At 67.4% G+C, this 15,789-nt stretch carries 14 protein-coding genes; all 14 read right to left on the reverse strand.

All coding sequences use genetic code 11. The features are described 5' to 3' along the window. The coding region (locus tag AVE30378_RS22875; RefSeq protein ID WP_165360277.1) for a ComEA family DNA-binding protein at positions 1 to 423 on the reverse strand (423 nt) is incomplete at its 3' end. 130 nt (positions 424 to 553) lie between these two features. Further along, positions 554 to 1,543, reverse strand: a complete 990-nt coding sequence (gene rfaD, locus AVE30378_RS22880; protein ID WP_129243707.1) for an ADP-glyceromanno-heptose 6-epimerase — start codon at positions 1,541 to 1,543, stop codon at positions 554 to 556. Next, positions 1,540 to 2,481, reverse strand: coding sequence for a D-glycero-beta-D-manno-heptose-7-phosphate kinase (rfaE1, locus tag AVE30378_RS22885; RefSeq protein ID WP_129243710.1), 942 nt, complete (start codon positions 2,479 to 2,481; stop codon positions 1,540 to 1,542). Before rfaE1 ends, rfaD begins: the two co-directional genes overlap by 4 nt. Continuing rightward, positions 2,478 to 3,692: a lipopolysaccharide assembly protein LapB gene (gene lapB / locus AVE30378_RS22890; protein WP_129243713.1), complete on the reverse strand. Its 1,215-nt coding sequence runs from the start codon at positions 3,690 to 3,692 to the stop codon at positions 2,478 to 2,480. Before lapB ends, rfaE1 begins: the two co-directional genes overlap by 4 nt. A 60-nt stretch (positions 3,693 to 3,752) precedes the next feature. After that, positions 3,753 to 4,067, reverse strand: coding sequence for a LapA family protein (locus tag AVE30378_RS22895; RefSeq protein ID WP_129243717.1), 315 nt, complete (start codon positions 4,065 to 4,067; stop codon positions 3,753 to 3,755). A 217-nt stretch (positions 4,068 to 4,284) separates the two neighbouring features. After that, positions 4,285 to 4,644: an integration host factor subunit beta gene (locus tag AVE30378_RS22900; protein WP_129243721.1), complete on the reverse strand. Its 360-nt coding sequence runs from the start codon at positions 4,642 to 4,644 to the stop codon at positions 4,285 to 4,287. Between the two features lie 3 nt (positions 4,645 to 4,647). Further along, the gene (gene rpsA / locus AVE30378_RS22905) at positions 4,648 to 6,360 is read right to left on the reverse strand and encodes a 30S ribosomal protein S1 (protein WP_062682962.1); all 1,713 of its coding nucleotides are present in this window, start codon (positions 6,358 to 6,360) and stop codon (positions 4,648 to 4,650) included. Positions 6,361 to 6,558: 198 nt separating this feature from the next. Continuing rightward, positions 6,559 to 7,248, reverse strand: coding sequence for a (d)CMP kinase (gene cmk / locus AVE30378_RS22910; RefSeq protein ID WP_129243725.1), 690 nt, complete (start codon positions 7,246 to 7,248; stop codon positions 6,559 to 6,561). Positions 7,249 to 7,259: 11 nt separating this feature from the next. Further along, the gene (gene aroA / locus AVE30378_RS22915) at positions 7,260 to 8,579 is read right to left on the reverse strand and encodes a 3-phosphoshikimate 1-carboxyvinyltransferase (RefSeq protein WP_129243728.1); all 1,320 of its coding nucleotides are present in this window, start codon (positions 8,577 to 8,579) and stop codon (positions 7,260 to 7,262) included. Between the two features lie 5 nt (positions 8,580 to 8,584). Next, positions 8,585 to 9,487, reverse strand: coding sequence for a prephenate dehydrogenase (locus tag AVE30378_RS22920; protein WP_129243730.1), 903 nt, complete (start codon positions 9,485 to 9,487; stop codon positions 8,585 to 8,587). Next, a complete protein-coding gene (gene hisC / locus AVE30378_RS22925) occupies positions 9,487 to 10,605 on the reverse strand; it encodes a histidinol-phosphate transaminase (RefSeq protein ID WP_129243733.1) in 1,119 nt (372 codons plus the stop codon). Before hisC ends, AVE30378_RS22920 begins: the two co-directional genes overlap by 1 nt. Before the next feature lie 11 nt (positions 10,606 to 10,616). Further along, positions 10,617 to 11,702 (reverse strand): prephenate dehydratase, encoded by a 1,086-nt coding sequence (gene pheA / locus AVE30378_RS22930; protein ID WP_129243736.1) that lies wholly within the window; start codon positions 11,700 to 11,702, stop codon positions 10,617 to 10,619. Next, complete coding sequence (gene serC / locus AVE30378_RS22935) at positions 11,695 to 12,825, reverse strand: 3-phosphoserine/phosphohydroxythreonine transaminase (protein WP_165360278.1); 1,131 nt, start codon at positions 12,823 to 12,825, stop codon at positions 11,695 to 11,697. The genes pheA and serC overlap by 8 nt, the downstream gene beginning before the upstream one ends. Next, entirely contained in the window at positions 12,825 to 15,488 is a 2,664-nt protein-coding gene (gyrA, locus tag AVE30378_RS22940; protein ID WP_129243742.1) for a DNA gyrase subunit A, read from the reverse strand. Before gyrA ends, serC begins: the two co-directional genes overlap by 1 nt. Positions 15,489 to 15,789: the final 301 nt, after the last annotated feature.

Below are 15,789 nucleotides of genomic sequence, written 5' to 3' on the forward strand. Positions count from 1 at the left end.
CGCCAGGGCGGCGGCTGCACCCGCGGGCGCGGCCGCGCCGCCCACCTGCAGGCCCGCGGCCTGCAAGGCTTGCGCCTTTTTCGTGCCGATGCCGCGCACGCGCTCGGCCAGGTCGTCCAGCGACTCGAACTTGCCGCCGCGCTCGCGTTCCCGCACGATGATCTCGGCGGTGCGCGGGCCGATGCCCCGGACGCCTTCCAACTGCTGCGCGCTGGCCTGGTTCACGTCCACCGCATGCGCCGGCGGCGCCGCGAAGCCCAGGCCCGCCGTCACCAGCAGCATGCCCAGCGCCCGCCGCAAGGCGCGCGGCTTCGCCGGAGAGCCGGGGCCGCCGGCCAGGCGGAGCCGGCGCGGCCGGCGCGCGCTGCGCCACTGGGCGAATGGGGACGGCCGCGCCGCGGCGGGTTGAAGAAACGGGTTCATGGAAGTCTCCTGAAGGACCGGGCGCAACGAGTGTTGGGCCACGCTTCCATCGTGCCCGCCGCCCCGCCTTCTGGACGAAGCGGTGAACGGAAACATCCACCTCGGCAAGCCGCCAGGCGGCGCGCCTGCCTTACTTGCGGGCGCGCCAGTAGCGCACGTACTCGGACACGCCGGTCCGCACGTCGCGCATCGGCGCCTGGAAACCCGCCGCGCGCAGGCGCGTGACGTCGGCCTGGGTGTAGCTCTGGTAGCGGCCTTTCAGGTCGTCCGGGAACGGGATGTAGCGGATGAGGCCCTGCTCGACCAGTTGCGCCAGCGTCAGTTCGGCTTCGCCGCGTTCGGCCCGCAGCGCGTTCACCACGCTGGCGGCCACGTCGTTGAAGGGCTGCGCCCGGCCCGTGCCGCAGTTGAAGACGCCCGACTGCTCGGGGTGGTCCAGGAAATGCAGGTTCACGGCGACCACGTCCTCGACCGAAATGAAGTCGCGGCTCTGGCCGCCGTCCACATAGCCGTCCCAGCCCGCGAACAGGCGCACGTGCCCATGCTCCAGGAACTGGTTCATGTTGTGGAACGCCACCGAGGCCATGCGGCCTTTGTGCTGTTCGTGCGGACCGTAGACGTTGAAATAGCGCAGGCCCACCACCTGGGCGGTCAGGCTGTCCAAACGCCTGCGCAGGACCTGGTCGAACAGCAGCTTGGAATAGCCGTAGACGTTCAGCGGCCCTTCGTTGGCGGGGTCTTCCACATAGACCGACGAGCCGCCGTAGACCGCGGCCGACGAGGCGTACAGGAAGGGAATGCGGCGCGCCTGGCAGAATTCGAAGAGTTCGAGCGTGACCCGGTAGTTGTTGTCGAGCATGTAGCGGCCGTTGCGCTCTGTCGTGTCCGAGCATGCGCCCTGGTGCAGCACGGCGCGGACGTCGCCGATGCTGCCGTCGGCGATGCGCCGGCGAAAATCGTCCTTGTCCAGGTAGTCGGCGATCTTGCAGTCGACCAGGTTGACGAACTTGTCGCCTTCGGTCAGGTCGTCGACCGCGATGATGTCCTCGATGCGGCGGCGGTTGAGCCCGCGCACCAGGTTGCTGCCTATGAAGCCCGCGGCTCCGGTAACGACGATCATGAGGATTCTCCTGCCAGTTCGGCGGCGGTGACGACGGACGTGCCCAGCTTGCCCACGGCGATGCCGCCGGCCTTGTTGGCCCAGCCCATGGCTTCGGCCCAGGGCAGGTCGATGGCGCGCGATACCGCCAGCGTGGCCAGCACGGTGTCGCCCGCGCCGGACACGTCGAACACTTCGTGCGCCTGCGCATCGATGTGGTCGCGCCCCGCGTCGGTAAACAAAGTCATGCCCTGCTCGGAACGCGTCACGAGCAAGGCCTCCAGGTCGAGGTCGGCGCGCAGGCGCTGCGCCCGGTCGGTCAGTTCGGCCTCGGAATTCCAGCGGCCCACGGCCTGCTGCATTTCCGCCCGGTTGGGCGTGACCAGGGTCGCGCCGCGATAGCGGGCGTAGTCGTCGCCCTTGGGGTCCACCAGCACCGGGATGCCCGCGGCGCGCGCCAGGACGATGAGGGATTCGACCCGGGTCAGCACGCCCTTGGCGTAGTCGGACAGCACCACGACGTCGTGGTTGGCCAGGTGGCGGGCCAGCGCGGCGTCCACGCTGTCCAGCGACGCCTGCGCCGGATGCTGCTCGAAGTCCACGCGCAGCAGTTGCTGCTGCCTGCCCAGCACGCGCATTTTCAGGGTGGTGTGCAAGGACGGGTCGGCGATCAGGTCGGCCTGGATGCCGGCGTCGGCGGACAGGCGGCGGACGCTGTCGCCCGCCTCGTCCTCGCCCAGCACGCCCACCAGGGTCACGTACCCGCCCAGCGCCGCCACGTTGCGGGCGACGTTGGCCGCGCCGCCCAGGCGGTCCTCGCGGCGCGCCACGCGCACCACGGGAACCGGCGCTTCCGGCGAAATGCGTTCGACCTCGCCGAACCAATACCGGTCCAGCATCACGTCGCCCACCACGAGAACGCGGCTATGCGAAATGGCTTCGGCGGGAAAAGATTTCATTCAAGTTCTTCCAGACGGCGCGGCGCGTAGGTTTCCCAGGCGTTGCAGCCGGGACACTGCCAGTAAAAGCGGCGCGCTTGAAAACCGCAACTGCGGCATGCGTAGCGGTCCAGCCGCTGCGTATGCTTGTGGATCAGGCTGCGCAGCAGCGTCAGGTCGGCGCCCGGCACCGGGCCGTGGTCGGTGCTGCCTTCGGAGTTGGCCAGCTCGGCTTCCAGCAGGCGGTCCAGGCCCAGCAGGGACGGATGGCTGCGCAAGGCCGTGCGGGCGAAGGCCCACGCCAGCGCGGCCCCCTGCTGGACGCGCAGTTCGCGGAACAGCACGTTGAACAAGTCCAGCGAAGCATGGCGCGCGTACTGCTTTTGCAGCAGTTCCAGCCCGGCTTCCGCCTGGTTGGCGCCGCGATAGTTCGCCAGCACCTGTTCGGCCACGAGGCCCGCGTATTCCGGGGCGTCGGTCATGACCGATTCCAGGTACAGCCTTTCGCGCTTCGGATCCTGTTCGATCAGGGCCAGCCGGGCGCGCAGCATCGCGGTGCGCACCATGGCGCCGCGGCTCGACGCGCCATGGGTGGCCGACAGGGCGTGGTCGGCGGCGTCCAGCGCCTTGTGGGCGGCCTCGATGTCGGCCGGCTTGGCGCCCAGCGCGGACTGCGCCTGCTCGCAGTAATAGTGCACGATCTGCGGCACCGGTTCGTCGACCAGGCCTTGCAGCGTCTTCACGGCCTCGATGGCGCGCGGCCAGTCGTGTTCCGATTCGAAGATGCGGATCAGCGAGCGCAGCGCCGGCAGCGCGTAGCGGGTGTCCTTGAGCTGCTCGAAACCGTTTTCGGCGCGGTCCAGCATGCCGGCCTTCAGGAAATCCTGCGCCAGTTCATGCTGGGCGTGCTCGCGCTCGGCGGAGGGCAGGTCCGACCGGTTCAGCAGGCTCTGGTGCACGCGGATGGCGCGCTCCATCTCGCCGCGGCGGCGGAAGAGGCTTCCCAGCGCGAAGTGCAGCTCGGTGGTCTCGGGGTCCAGCTTGGCCACTTCGACGAAGGCGTCGATGGCGCGGTCCGGCTCTTCATTGAGCAGGAAGTTCAAGCCCCGGAAATAGGAATCGGGCAGGCTGCGGGTTTCCCGCAGCATTTGCCGGATGTCGAAGCGCGCGGCCAGCCAGCCCAGCGCAAACAGCACCGGCACGAAAATCAACCACCAAGGTTCAAAATCCACTGTTCGGGCTCTTGCGGTAAGTCGGTGCGGAAAAGGCGATCTGCGGGGTGCGCAACGGCATTACAGCGGCGACATCGGAGCGACGGCCTCGGGCGGCACGACGGGCGTGGTGCCGTTCACCGCGGCCTGGACGCGGTCCAGTTCGCGGCGCAGGCGCACGGCCTCGCGGCGGCGGCGCATGGCGGCGGGCACGGTCAGCAAGAGACCGAACAAGGCGCCCAGCACGAAAACGACCAGCATCACGACGATGAGGGGGACGTCCTGCACGACGTAATCGGCGTAGAACTTCACGGCGACGGGATCGGTGTTCTTCAAGGCGAACATCAATACCGCGACAAATACGAGCAATCGCAGGGCCCAGACTAGGTAGCGCATGACGCGTGCTCCTAAGAATTCGAGACTTTCAATTGTAAGCGACGTCTCCCGCCTCCCGCGAGAAAAAACCCCGCCCCGGGCAGCCGGCCGCGGCGAGGCCCCCGAGGGGACGCTTTGCCCCGGAACGGCCCAGGCCAAAAAAAACAAAGCCCCTTGATTTCTCAAGGGGCTTGGTTCGCGGTCCGATCCGCCCGAAGGCAGCCTTCCAGCCGTGCCGTCAATGCATGGCGTGCAGACCCACCATCGACGGCATCGGTTCACTCGATCCAGAGGATTGAGCGTCCTCGTCATTGCCGCCGGCCAAGTCCACCCGCTCGCGCAATTCCTTGCCCGCCTTGAAGTGCGGCACCTGTTTGCCAGGCACCAGCACTTGTTCGCCGGATTTCGGATTGCGACCGATGCGGGGAGACCGCTGCGACAACGAGAAGCTGCCAAAACCGCGGATCTCGATGCGCTGGCCCGAGGCCAGGGCCTGGGTCATTGCATCGAGCACGGTCTTGACCGCGTAATCGGTGTCGCGGGCGGCCAACTGAGGATAGCGGGCCGCCAAGGCGGCGATCAGCTCCGACTTGGTCACGAATTAACCGTCGTTGCGCTGTTGGTCCAGCTTGGCCTTCAGCAGCGCGCCGAGGTTGGTGGTGCCGGACGAAGCGCTGGCATCGGACATGCGCTGGATCGTTTCGGCGGTCTCGGCGTTGTCGCGGGCCTTGATCGACAGTTGGATCGAACGCGTCTTGCGGTCGATGTTGACGATCATGGCTTCGATGTTCTCGCCGGCGGTCAGGACGGTGGTGGCATCTTCGACGCGGCCCGAGGAGATCTCGGAAGCGCGCAGGTAGCCTTCGACGTCCACGGACAGCGTCACGACGGCGCCCTTGGCTTCGACCGACTTGATGGTGCCCGGAACGACGGCGCCCTTGTCGAAGGTGGCCACGAAGTTGTTGAAGGGGTCGCCTTCCAACTGCTTGATGCCCAGCGAGATGCGTTCCTTGTCGGTATCGATGCCCAGAACCACGGCTTCGATCTCGTCGCCCTTCTTGAAGTTGCGCACGGCTTCTTCGCCAGCTTCCGTCCACGACAGGTCGGACAGGTGGACCAGGCCGTCGATGCCGCCGGGCAGGCCGACGAACACGCCGAAGTCGGTGATCGACTTGATGGCGCCGCGGACCTTGTCGCCACGCTTGAAGTTGGTGGCGAACTCTTCCCACGGGTTCTGGCGGCACTGCTTCATGCCCAGCGAGATACGGCGGCGGTCTTCGTCGATTTCCAGGACCATGACTTCGACTTCTTCGCCCAGGGTCACGACCTTGCGCGGATCGACGTTCTTGTTGGTCCAGTCCATTTCGGACACGTGGACCAGGCCTTCGATGCCGGCTTCGACTTCAACGAACGCGCCGTAGTCGGTCAGGTTCGTGACCTTGCCGAACAGGCGGGTGCCTTGCGGGTAGCGGCGAGCCAGGCCCACCCACGGATCTTCGCCCAGTTGCTTGACGCCCAGCGAGACGCGGCTCTTTTCCTGGTCGAACTTGAGGACCTTGGCTTCGACTTCCTGACCCACTTGCAGGACTTCGGAGGGGTGACGCACACGGCGCCAGGCCATGTCGGTGATGTGCAGCAGGCCGTCGATGCCGCCCAGGTCCACGAACGCGCCGTAGTCGGTGATGTTCTTGACCACGCCCTTGACCACTGCGCCTTCGTGCAGGGTTTCGAGCAGCTTCTGGCGCTCTTCGCCCATGCTGGCTTCCAGCACCTGGCGACGCGACAGCACGACGTTGTTGCGCTTGCGGTCGAGCTTGATGACCTTGAATTCGAGGGTCTTGCCTTCGTACGGGGTGGTGTCCTTGACCGGACGCAGATCCACCAGCGAACCCGGCAGGAACGCGCGGATGCCGTTGGTCATGACGGTCAGGCCGCCCTTCACCTTGCCGGTGATGGTGCCGGTGACCAGCTCGCCGTTTTCCAGGGCCTTTTCCAGTTGCAGCCAGGCCGACAGGCGCTTGGCGCGGTCACGCGACAGGATGGTGTCGCCGTAGCCGTTTTCCAGGGAATCGATGGCCACCGAGACGAAATCGCCGGGTTGCACTTCGAGCTCGCCCTGGTCGTTCAGGAACTCTTCCAGGGGGATCAGCGCTTCGGACTTCAGGCCGGCGTTGACGACGACGAAATTATGGTCGACGCGCACGACTTCGGCGCTGATGACCTCGCCGGACTTCATGTCCTGGCTCTTGAGGCTTTGTGCGAAAAGGTCGGCGAAGCTTTCGCCGCCGGTGGCGGTAGTGGAAACGGAAGACATGGGGTTGAAATCCATTGGGCCGAAATGGCCGTTAAAAACACACCGCAGCGGATTGCCCGCCACAGTGGAGTCAAAATGCCTGTTTGCCGGTTCGCCCTTGCGGGGTGGCCCGTGGGGGTTGCGCCTAGCTTGAACAGGGCCGATAAAAAAAACAGAAAACCCGCGGGTGGACTCGTGAAGAAATCCCGGACCGATCAATCAATCCGCTTTGGCGTTCTTCCAGAAATCCAGTATTGCCTGCACCGTTTCCGCAATCGTCAGATCCGACGAATCCAGCACGTGCGCATCTTCCGCGGGAGCCAAGGGCGCCGTAGTTCGCCCCATATCGCGAGCATCCCGCTCGCGCATATCCCGAAGAAGGTCATCAAGATTAGCAGAAATTCCCTTTTCGATCAACTGCTTACAGCGCCGCTGCGCCCGCGCGACCACGTCGGCGACCAGGAACACCTTCAGGGGGGCGTCCGGAAACACGACCGTGCCCATGTCCCGCCCGTCCGCCACCAGGCCCGGAGGCAGGCGAAAGGCGCGCTGGCGCTCGAGCAGCGCCTGGCGCACCCTCGGGAACGCCGCCACGCAGGACGCGAAATTGCCGACTTCCTCGCGGCGGATATCGTGGCCGACCTCCCTGCCCTCCAGGTAGACGTGGGGGCCGTCGAAGCGCACGTCCAGCGTTTCGGCCACGCGCGCCACGCCGGGCTCGTCGCTGGCGGACAGGCCGCGGTCCAGGGCCGCCAGCGCGGTCAGGCGATAGAGCGCGCCGCTGTCGAGCACCGCCCAGCCCAGCGCCTTGGCGACGCGGTGGGCCACGGTGCCCTTGCCGGACGCGGTGGGGCCGTCGATCGCGATGACCGGGACGGCGGGAGAGATTTCGGAGGAATTCGAAGTCATGGGCACATCCGCTAGGCAACCAGGCCCGCGTAGACATCAAAGTAACCCGGGAACGTCTTGCTGACGCAACCCGGATCGAGAATACGGACCGCCGACGGGCCGAAAGCCGCCAGCGAGAAGCACATCGCCATGCGATGGTCGTCCCAGGTGCCGATGTGCGCGTCGCGCCAGCCGTCCTGGGCCGGGGGGGTCACCCGCAGCCAATCCGGCCCCGATTCCACCCGCGCGCCCAGCTTCTCTAGCTCGGTCTGCATGGCGTGGATGCGGTCGGTTTCCTTGACGCGCCAGCTTCCGATGTTGCGCAGGCGGCACGGCCCGTCGGCAAACAGGGCTAGAGCGGCCGCGGTCATGGCGGCGTCGGGAATCAGGTTGAAATCCGTGTCGAAGGCCTTCAGGCGCTCGCCCTGGGCGACGCGCGCGCCCGACACCTCGATCCAGTCGGGGCCGTAGCTGACCGCGGCGCCCATGTCGGCCAGCGTGCCGGCGAAGGCGACGTCGCCCTGGATGCTGTCGGCGCCCACGCCGGTCACGCGCAGCGGACCGCCACCGATCGCGCCCAGCGCAAGGAAGTAGGACGCCGTGGACGCGTCGCCCTCGACCGCGATCTGCCCCGGACTGCGGTAGGCCGCCCCGCCGTCGATGACGAAGCGGCTCCAGCCGTCGCGGCGCACCTGCACGCCGAAGCGCGCCATCAGGTTCAGCGTGATCTCGATGTACGGTTTGGAAATGAGTTCGCCCGCGACCTCGATCGTCACCGGCTTGCCGCTGCCGCGCGCCTGCAGCGGCGCGGCCAGCAGCAAGGCCGTCAGGAACTGGCTGGACACGGATCCCTGCACCCGCGTCACCGCGTCCTCGGCGATGGCGCCGCGGCCGATATGCAGGGGCGGATAGCCCGGCTGGCCCAGGTAATCGATGCGCGCGCCCAGGGCGTTCAGCGCGTCGACCAGGTCGCCGATGGGACGCTCGTGCATGCGCGGCACGCCCGACAGGCGATAGTCGCCGCCCATCAGCGCCAGGGCGGCGGTCAGCGGCCGGATGGCGGTGCCGGCGTTGCCCATGAACAGGTCCGCGCTTTCCACCGGGAAGCGGCGCACGCCCTGCACCGTGACGCGGCCCGCCTCCAGCTCGGACACCTGCACGCCCAGTTGGCGCAAGGCGGCCAGCATCACGCGCGTATCGTCCGAATCCAGCAGGCCGGTGATGACCGTGGCGCCCTCGGCGATCGCGGCCAGCAGCAGCACGCGGTTGGAAATGCTCTTGGAGCCGGGCAGGGCCATCACGCCCCGCGCTTGCCGCACCCGCGGCAGATCGAGATAAGGCAAAGCGCCCATGTCAGCTACTCCTTGCGCCAGTTGCGGCGCGCGCGGGCCGCCGTCTCCAGCAGCGTCAGCAAAGCCGCGCCGTCGCCATCGGCGATGGCGCGTTCGGCACGGTCCAGCACCGCGCGGACGTCGGCAAGCTCGGCCAGCATCGCGTCGCGGTTGGACAGAAAAATATCCCGCCACATCTCCGGCGAACCCGCCGCGATGCGCGTGAAGTCGCGAAAACCGCTGCCGGCCAGGTCCAGGCGGGTGGCGGCGTCGGCGGCCGTGGCCACCTGTTCCATGTAGGCCGCCGACAGCAGGTGCGGCAGGTGGCTGACCGATGCGAGCACCCGGTCGTGGGCATCGGCGTCCATGTCGATCACCTCGGCGCCGCACGCCAGCCAGGCGCGGCGCGCCAGGTCCAGGGCGGCCTCCCCGTTTTCGGGCAGGGGGGTCAGGACGACGGTGCGCTTGCGGTAGAGATCGGCGTCGGCCGCTTCAGGCCCCGTGCGTTCGGCGCCCGCGATGGGATGGCCGGGCACGAATTGCGCGATCCGGCCGCCCAGGGCGGCGCGCGCCGCGGCGACCACTTCGGCCTTGGTGCTGCCGGCGTCGGTCAGCACGGTGCCGGCGCCCAGGTGCGGAAGCATGCGCGACAGGACGTTCACCAGCCCGCCCACCGGCGTCGCCAGCAGGATCAGGTCGGCGCGCGCGGCCGCCTCTTCCAGGGACACGGCCTCGTCGATCAGGCCCAGTTCGAGCGCGCGCGCCAGGGACTGCGCATTGCGCCCCGCCCCCAGCACCCTGCCCGCCTGCCCGGCCCGGCGCAGCGCGGCGGCGAAGGATCCGCCGATCAGGCCCACGCCGACGACGGCCAATACAGGAATCAGGGGGCCAGCGGCCCCCTGATCGGAAGACAGTGGCGAGCCGTTCATTACGACAGAATGGCGGTCAGGGCGTCGATGAAACGCCGGTTCTCTTCCGGCAGCCCGATGGACACGCGCAGCCACTCGGGCAGGCCGTCGCCGGCAACCGGGCGCACGATCACGCCGCGCTTGAGCAGTTCCAGGTTGATGCGCGGCGCATCGCCCACGTGGACCAGCACGAAGTTGCCATAGCTGGGCACGTAGCGCAGCTTGAGCGCGTCGAACGCGGCGCAGAGCTGCGCCTTGCCCGACTTGTTCGAGGCATAGGCCTCTTCCAGGTAGGCGGCGTCGCCCAGCGCGGCCACGGCGGCGGCCTGCGCCAGCGTGTTGACGTTGAACGGCTGGCGCACGCGGTTCAGCAGGTCGGTCAGGGCGGGCTGCGCCACCGCGAAGCCCACGCGCAGGCCGGCCAGGCCGTAGGCCTTGGAGAAGGTGCGCGACACGATCAGGTTCGGATAGCGGCGCGCCAGCGCGGTGCTGTCGAAGCGGAACTCGGGATCGAGGTATTCGTTATAGGCCTCGTCCAGCACCACCGTGACGCGGTCGCCGTGGGCGGCGTGCACGCGTTCCAGGAACGCGGCGACGCTGTCGCCCGGCACGAAAGTGCCGGTCGGGTTGTTGGGGTTGGCGATGAACACCAGGCGCGTGTCGTCGGCGATGGCGTCGAACATCGCGTCCAGGTCGTGGCCGTAGTCTTTGGCCGGCACCACGATGTGGCGCGCGCCGCGCGCCTGGGTGGCCAGGCGGTACACGGCGAACGAGTGCTGTGCGTAGACGGCCGAGGCGCCGGGCTCCAGCAGCGCCAGCGCGGCGATTTCCAGGATGTCGTTGGAGCCGTTGCCCAGCGTGATCCAGTTCATCGGCACGCCGTAGCGCTCGGCCAGCGCGGCCTTCAGGTCGAAGCCGTTGGGATCGGGGTAGCGCGCCAGCGACTCGGCGGCGGCCAGCATGGCCTCGCGCGCCGACTTGGGCATGCCCAGCGGGTTTTCGTTGGACGCCAGCTTGACGATGCCGGCCGGATCCAGCCCGAACTCGCGGGCCAGTTCTTCGATGGGCTTGCCTGCCTGGTAAGGCGCGATGGCGCTGACGTGCGCGGGAGCGACGAGGGGCTTGGATGCGGTGGTCATGTTGGAGGGGCTCACGACGCCGGGTAGGAACCCAGCACTTTCAGGTAGGCGACCTGCGCCTGCAAGGCGGCAAGCGCGCGGTCGACGTTCGGGTCATTGCGGTGGCCCAGCACATCGACGTAGAAATAGTATTCCCACTGGCCGGTGCGGGCGGGCCGGGACTCGAAGCGCGTCATCGACACGCCGTTGGCCGCCAGCGGGGCCAGCATTTCGTAGACGGCGCCCGCGCGGTTCGGCACCGCCAGGATCAGGCTGGTCTTGTCCTGCCCGCTGGCCAGCGGCTCGATGCTGCCGATGGCCAGGAAGCGCGTGCGGTTGTGGGGGTCGTCCTGGATGCCCGTGGCGACGACCTGCAGGTTCCAGGCGGGCGCGGCCACCTCGCCCGCGATGGCCGCAATGCCGGGGTCGGACGCCGCCGCGCGCGCGGCCTCGGAATTGCTGGACGCGGCCACGCGGGCCACGTCGGGATAGTTGCGCGTCAGCCAGCCCTGGCACTGGGCCAGCGCCTGCGGGTGCGCGGAAATGGTCTTGATGCCGTCCATGCTGCCGGACTGCGACATCAGGCAATGGCGGATGACGAGCGAGCGTTCGCCCAGGATCTTCAGCGGGGTGTTCAGCAGCAGGTCCAGGCTGCGGTTGACGGCGCCCTCGGTGGAGTTCTCCACCGGCACCATGCCCACGTCGGCCTGGCCGGCCTCGACGGCCCGGAAGACCTCGTCGAAGGACGCGCACGGGAGCTTCTGCACGGCGTGGCCGAAATGCTCCATCGCCGCCTGTTCCGAGAACGAGCCCTGCGGCCCCAGGAAGGCGACCGTCATGCCGCGCTCCAGGCCGCGGCAGGCCGAGATGATCTCGGTCCAGACCGCCGCCACGCCCGCGTTCGGGAACGGGCCGGGGTTGGTCTGCTGCAGGCGGCGGATGACCTCGGCTTCGCGCTCGGGGCGCAGCACCGGGCCGTCGGCGTGCGCGGCATGCTTGACCTCGCCCACTTCCAGCGCGGCGCGCGCGCGCTGCGTCAGCAGTTCGAGGATCTGCGCGTCCAGCGCGTCGATGCGTTGACGCAAGGGGAGCAGCTTGCGCTGCAGATCATCAGCCATAGCGACGCTCGAATTCCTTCAGGTACTCGACCAGCGCCGCCACCCCCGCCAGGGGCACGGCGTTGTAGATGGAGGCGCGCATGCCGCCCACGCTCTTGTGGCCCTTCAACTGCGTCAGGCCGGCGGCGTCCGCGCCCTGCAGGAAGGCGTCGTTGAGCGAATCGTCGTGCAGCACGAACGGCACGTTCATGCGCGAGCGCACGGGCGCGTGGATGGGATTGCGGTAGAACGAGGAGCTGTCCAGGTAACCGTACAGCAGGTCGGCCTTGGCCTTGTTGGCGGCTTCCATGCCCGCCACGCCGCCGTTGGCCTTGACCCACTTGAACACCAGGCCGGCAACGTAGATCGCGAACGTGGGCGGCGTGTTGTAGCGCGAGTGCTCGGCGGCCACGTTGGCGTAGTCGAAGGCGGACGGGCAGATCGGCAAGGCGTTGCCGATCAGGTCGCGGCGCGCGATGACGACCGTCACGCCCGCCGGGCCGGCGTTCTTCTGCGCGCCGGCGTACAGCAGGCCGCAGCGCGCCACGTCCATGGGACGCGACAGGAAGTGCGAGGACGCGTCGACGACCAGCGGCACGTCGGGCGCGCCCAGGGCGGCGGTGTCCGGCCAGTCCATGAATTCGACGCCGCCGATGGTTTCGTTGCTGCACAGGTGCAGATAGGCGGATTCCTTGCGCACCTGCCAGGTGTCGACCGGCGGCACCCAGGTCAGCGGCGCCTGCTCGCGGCCGTCCAACTGGATGGCCTGCTCGCTGCTTGCCGCGACCTGCGCGCTGCCGTAGCGCCCGGCTTCCTTGTATGAACGCTTGGACCAATGGCCCGTCACGACGAAGTCGGCCGCCGGCGCGCCGCGGCGCCCCATGAGGTTCATGGGAACGATGGCGTTCTCCCCGGAACCCCCGCCCTGCATGAACATGACGGCGTAGTCGGCCGGCAGTCCCAGCAGGTCGCGGAGATCCGCTTCCGCTTCATCGCAGATCTGCACGAAGTGCTTGCCGCGATGGCTCATTTCCATCACGGACATGCCGCTGCCGTGCCAGTCCAGCATTTCCGCAGCGGCTTGCTGCAGCACCACCTCGGGCAAGGCCGAGGGGCCTGCCGAGAAGTTCCAGGGGCGGGCCATTATTGCTCCGTAGGTTCCGTCGAATCCGTCGTATCCGCCGCGCCGTCGCCGCCGTCCGCGTCCTGGCCGTCTTCGTCCAGGTCGCCGTCATCGTCCGCGTCGCTTTCCACGACCCGGCGCACGCCCGACAGCGTGCTGCCGTCGTCGACGTTGATGAGCGTGACGCCCTGCGTCGCGCGGCCCATTTCACGGATTTCAGAGACGCGGGTGCGCACCAGGACGCCGCCGGTGGTGATCAGCATGATCTCGTCCGAAGGCATGACCAGCACCGCCCCCACCACCTTGCCGTTGCGCGAGCTGGTCTGGATGGCGATCATGCCCTTGGTGCCGCGGCCATGGCGCGTGTACTCGGTGATCGGCGTGCGCTTGCCGTAGCCGTTTTCGGTGGCGGTCAGCACGCTTTGCGTTTCGTCGCCGGCGACCAGCAGCGCGATCACGGTCTGGGTTTCTTCCAGCATCATGCCGCGCACGCCGCGGGCGTTGCGGCCCATCGGACGCACGTCGTTCTCGTCGAAGCGCACAGCCTTGCCGGAGTCGGAGAACAGCATGACGTCGTGCTTGCCGTCGGTCAGGTCGGCGCCGATCAGGTAGTCGCCGTCGTCGAGATCCACGGCGATGATGCCGGCCTTGCGCGGATTGGAGAAGTCGGACAGCGGGGTCTTCTTGACCGTGCCGCGCGAAGTCGCCATGAACACGTAGTGGTCTTCGCTGAATTCCTTGACCGGCAGCACCACGGTGATCTTCTCGCCGTCGGCCAGCGGGAACATGTTCACGATGGGCTTGCCGCGCGAATTGCGCGTGCCCTGCGGCACTTCCCAGACCTTCAGCCAGTACACGCGGCCGCGGTTGGAGAAGCACAGCAGGAAGTCGTGCGTATTGGCGATGAACAACTGGTCGATCCAGTCGTTTTCCTTCATTGCCGTGGCCTGCTTGCCGCGCCCGCCGCGCTTCTGCGAGCGGTACTCGGACAGCGGCTGGCTCTTGATGTAGCCGCCGTGCGACAGGGTCACGACCATGTCGGTCGGCGTGATCAGGTCTTCGGTGTCGAGCTCGGTCGCGTTCAGCTCGATTTCCGAGCGGCGCGTGTCCTTCGCGCTGGTCGAGAATTCGGCCTTGATGGCCTGCAGCTCTTCGCTGATGATCGTGGTGATGCGCTCGGGGCGCGCCAGGATGTCCAGCAGGTCGGCGATGGTGGACATGATGTCCTTGTATTCGCCGACGATCTTGTCCTGCTCCAGCCCGGTCAGGCGCTGCAGGCGCATGTTCAGGATTTCCTGGGCCTGCGTGTCGCTCAGGCGGTACATGCCGTCGCCCTGGAGGCCGAATTCGGCGCCCAGGTCGTCCGGGCGGAAGGCCGCGCGGCCTCCCGGCGTATCGCCGTCGGCGCGCGACAGCATCTCGCGGACCAGGGACGAATCCCACGACTTCGCCATCAGTTCCTGGCGGGCGACCGGGGGGGTCGGCGCCGCCTTGATGATGGCGATGAAGTCGTCGATGTTGGCCAGCGCCACGGCCAGGCCTTCCAGCACGTGGCCGCGTTCGCGGGCCTTGCGCAACTGGAACACCGTGCGGCGCGTGACCACTTCCCGGCGGTGCTGCAGGAAGTAGTCGATCATCTGCTTCAGGTTGAGCAGGCGGGGCTGGCCGTCGACCAGCGCCACCAGGTTCATCCCGAAGGTGTCCTGAAGCTGGGTGTTCTTGTACAGATTGTTGAGGACGACCTCGGGCACCTCGCCGCGCTTGAGCTCGATGACCAGGCGCATGCCGTCCTTGTCGGACTCGTCGCGGATGTCGGAGATGCCTTCGATCTTCTTGTCGTTGACGAGTTCGGCGATGCGTTCCTGCAGCGTCTTCTTGTTGACCTGGTAGGGGATCGCGTCGACCACGATGGCCTGGCGGTTGCCCTTCTCCATGTCTTCGAAGTGGGTCTTGGCGCGCATGATGACGCGGCCGCGGCCCGTGCGGTAGCCTTCGCGCACCCCGGACATGCCGTAGATGACGCCGCCGGTCGGGAAATCGGGCGCCGGGATGAGCTCCATGAGTTCATCGACCGAGCACGCCGGATTGCGCAGGCAGTACAGGCAGCCGTCGACGACTTCCTGGAGGTTGTGGGGCGGAATGTTGGTGGCCATGCCCACGGCGATGCCCGAGCTGCCGTTGACCAGCAGGTTGGGCAGGCGCGACGGCAACAGCAGCGGTTCCTGTTCGCTGCCGTCGTAATTGGGGCCGAAGTCCACCGTTTCCTGGTCGATGTCGGCCAGCAGTTCGTGGGCGATCTTGGCCAGGCGGATTTCGGTGTAGCGCATCGCCGCGGCGTTGTCGCCGTCGATCGAGCCGAAGTTGCCCTGGCCGTCGACCAGCATGTAGCGCATGGAGAAATCCTGCGCCATGCGGACGATGGTGTCGTAGACGGACTGGTCGCCGTGGGGGTGGTACTTACCGATGACGTCCCCGACGATACGCGCCGATTTCTTGTAGGCGCGGTTCCAGTCGTTGTTCAGTTCGTGCATCGCGTAGAGCACGCGCCGGTGGACGGGCTTGAGGCCGTCCCGCACATCCGGTAGCGCCCGCCCGACGATCACGCTCATCGCGTAATCGAGGTAACTGCGGCGCATCTCTTCTTCCAGCGATACCGGAAGCGTCTCCTTGGCAAAGGAATCCATATATATAACGACAGAATCGTGTAAGGAGGAACCCGGGCCGGGTAAACAGGAAATTCTATCATTCGATTCACGGAGCGGTCAGAAGGGCCGTCCGAAGAGCCGCCACGGCGGGCCGGACCGGGCGACATCGGAACGCGGCCGTCGGCGCCTCCACCAGCGCCCGACGGGCCTGTTGCCAAAAACCAACATGGAAAACCGATGGAGTGCCGAAAACGTCATATCCAGCGTTAATGCGCCTGTCCAGGGAAGCCAAAGCCCCCCAAATGCCTTAAGATTGTTTCCAGCACGCAGGAAACCCAGT

It is taken from the genome of Achromobacter veterisilvae (assembly GCF_900496975.1).
Classification (GTDB): Bacteria; Pseudomonadota; Gammaproteobacteria; order Burkholderiales; family Burkholderiaceae_B; genus Achromobacter; species Achromobacter veterisilvae.

Coding starts and splice junctions, on each gene's coding strand:
- rfaD (WP_129243707.1), bottom strand. CDS start 1,543: ATGATCGTCGTTACCGGAGCCGCGGGCTTCATAGGCAGCAACCTGGTG.
- rfaE1 (WP_129243710.1), bottom strand. CDS start 2,481: ATGAAATCTTTTCCCGCCGAAGCCATTTCGCATAGCCGCGTTCTCGTG.
- AVE30378_RS22895 (WP_129243717.1), bottom strand. CDS start 4,067: ATGCGCTACCTAGTCTGGGCCCTGCGATTGCTCGTATTTGTCGCGGTA.
- rpsA (WP_062682962.1), bottom strand. CDS start 6,360: ATGTCTTCCGTTTCCACTACCGCCACCGGCGGCGAAAGCTTCGCCGAC.
- cmk (WP_129243725.1), bottom strand. CDS start 7,248: ATGACTTCGAATTCCTCCGAAATCTCTCCCGCCGTCCCGGTCATCGCG.
- aroA (WP_129243728.1), bottom strand. CDS start 8,579: ATGGGCGCTTTGCCTTATCTCGATCTGCCGCGGGTGCGGCAAGCGCGG.
- AVE30378_RS22920 (WP_129243730.1), bottom strand. CDS start 9,487: ATGAACGGCTCGCCACTGTCTTCCGATCAGGGGGCCGCTGGCCCCCTG.
- hisC (WP_129243733.1), bottom strand. CDS start 10,605: ATGACCACCGCATCCAAGCCCCTCGTCGCTCCCGCGCACGTCAGCGCC.
- pheA (WP_129243736.1), bottom strand. CDS start 11,702: ATGGCTGATGATCTGCAGCGCAAGCTGCTCCCCTTGCGTCAACGCATC.
- serC (WP_165360278.1), bottom strand. CDS start 12,825: ATGGCCCGCCCCTGGAACTTCTCGGCAGGCCCCTCGGCCTTGCCCGAG.
- gyrA (WP_129243742.1), bottom strand. CDS start 15,488: ATGGATTCCTTTGCCAAGGAGACGCTTCCGGTATCGCTGGAAGAAGAG.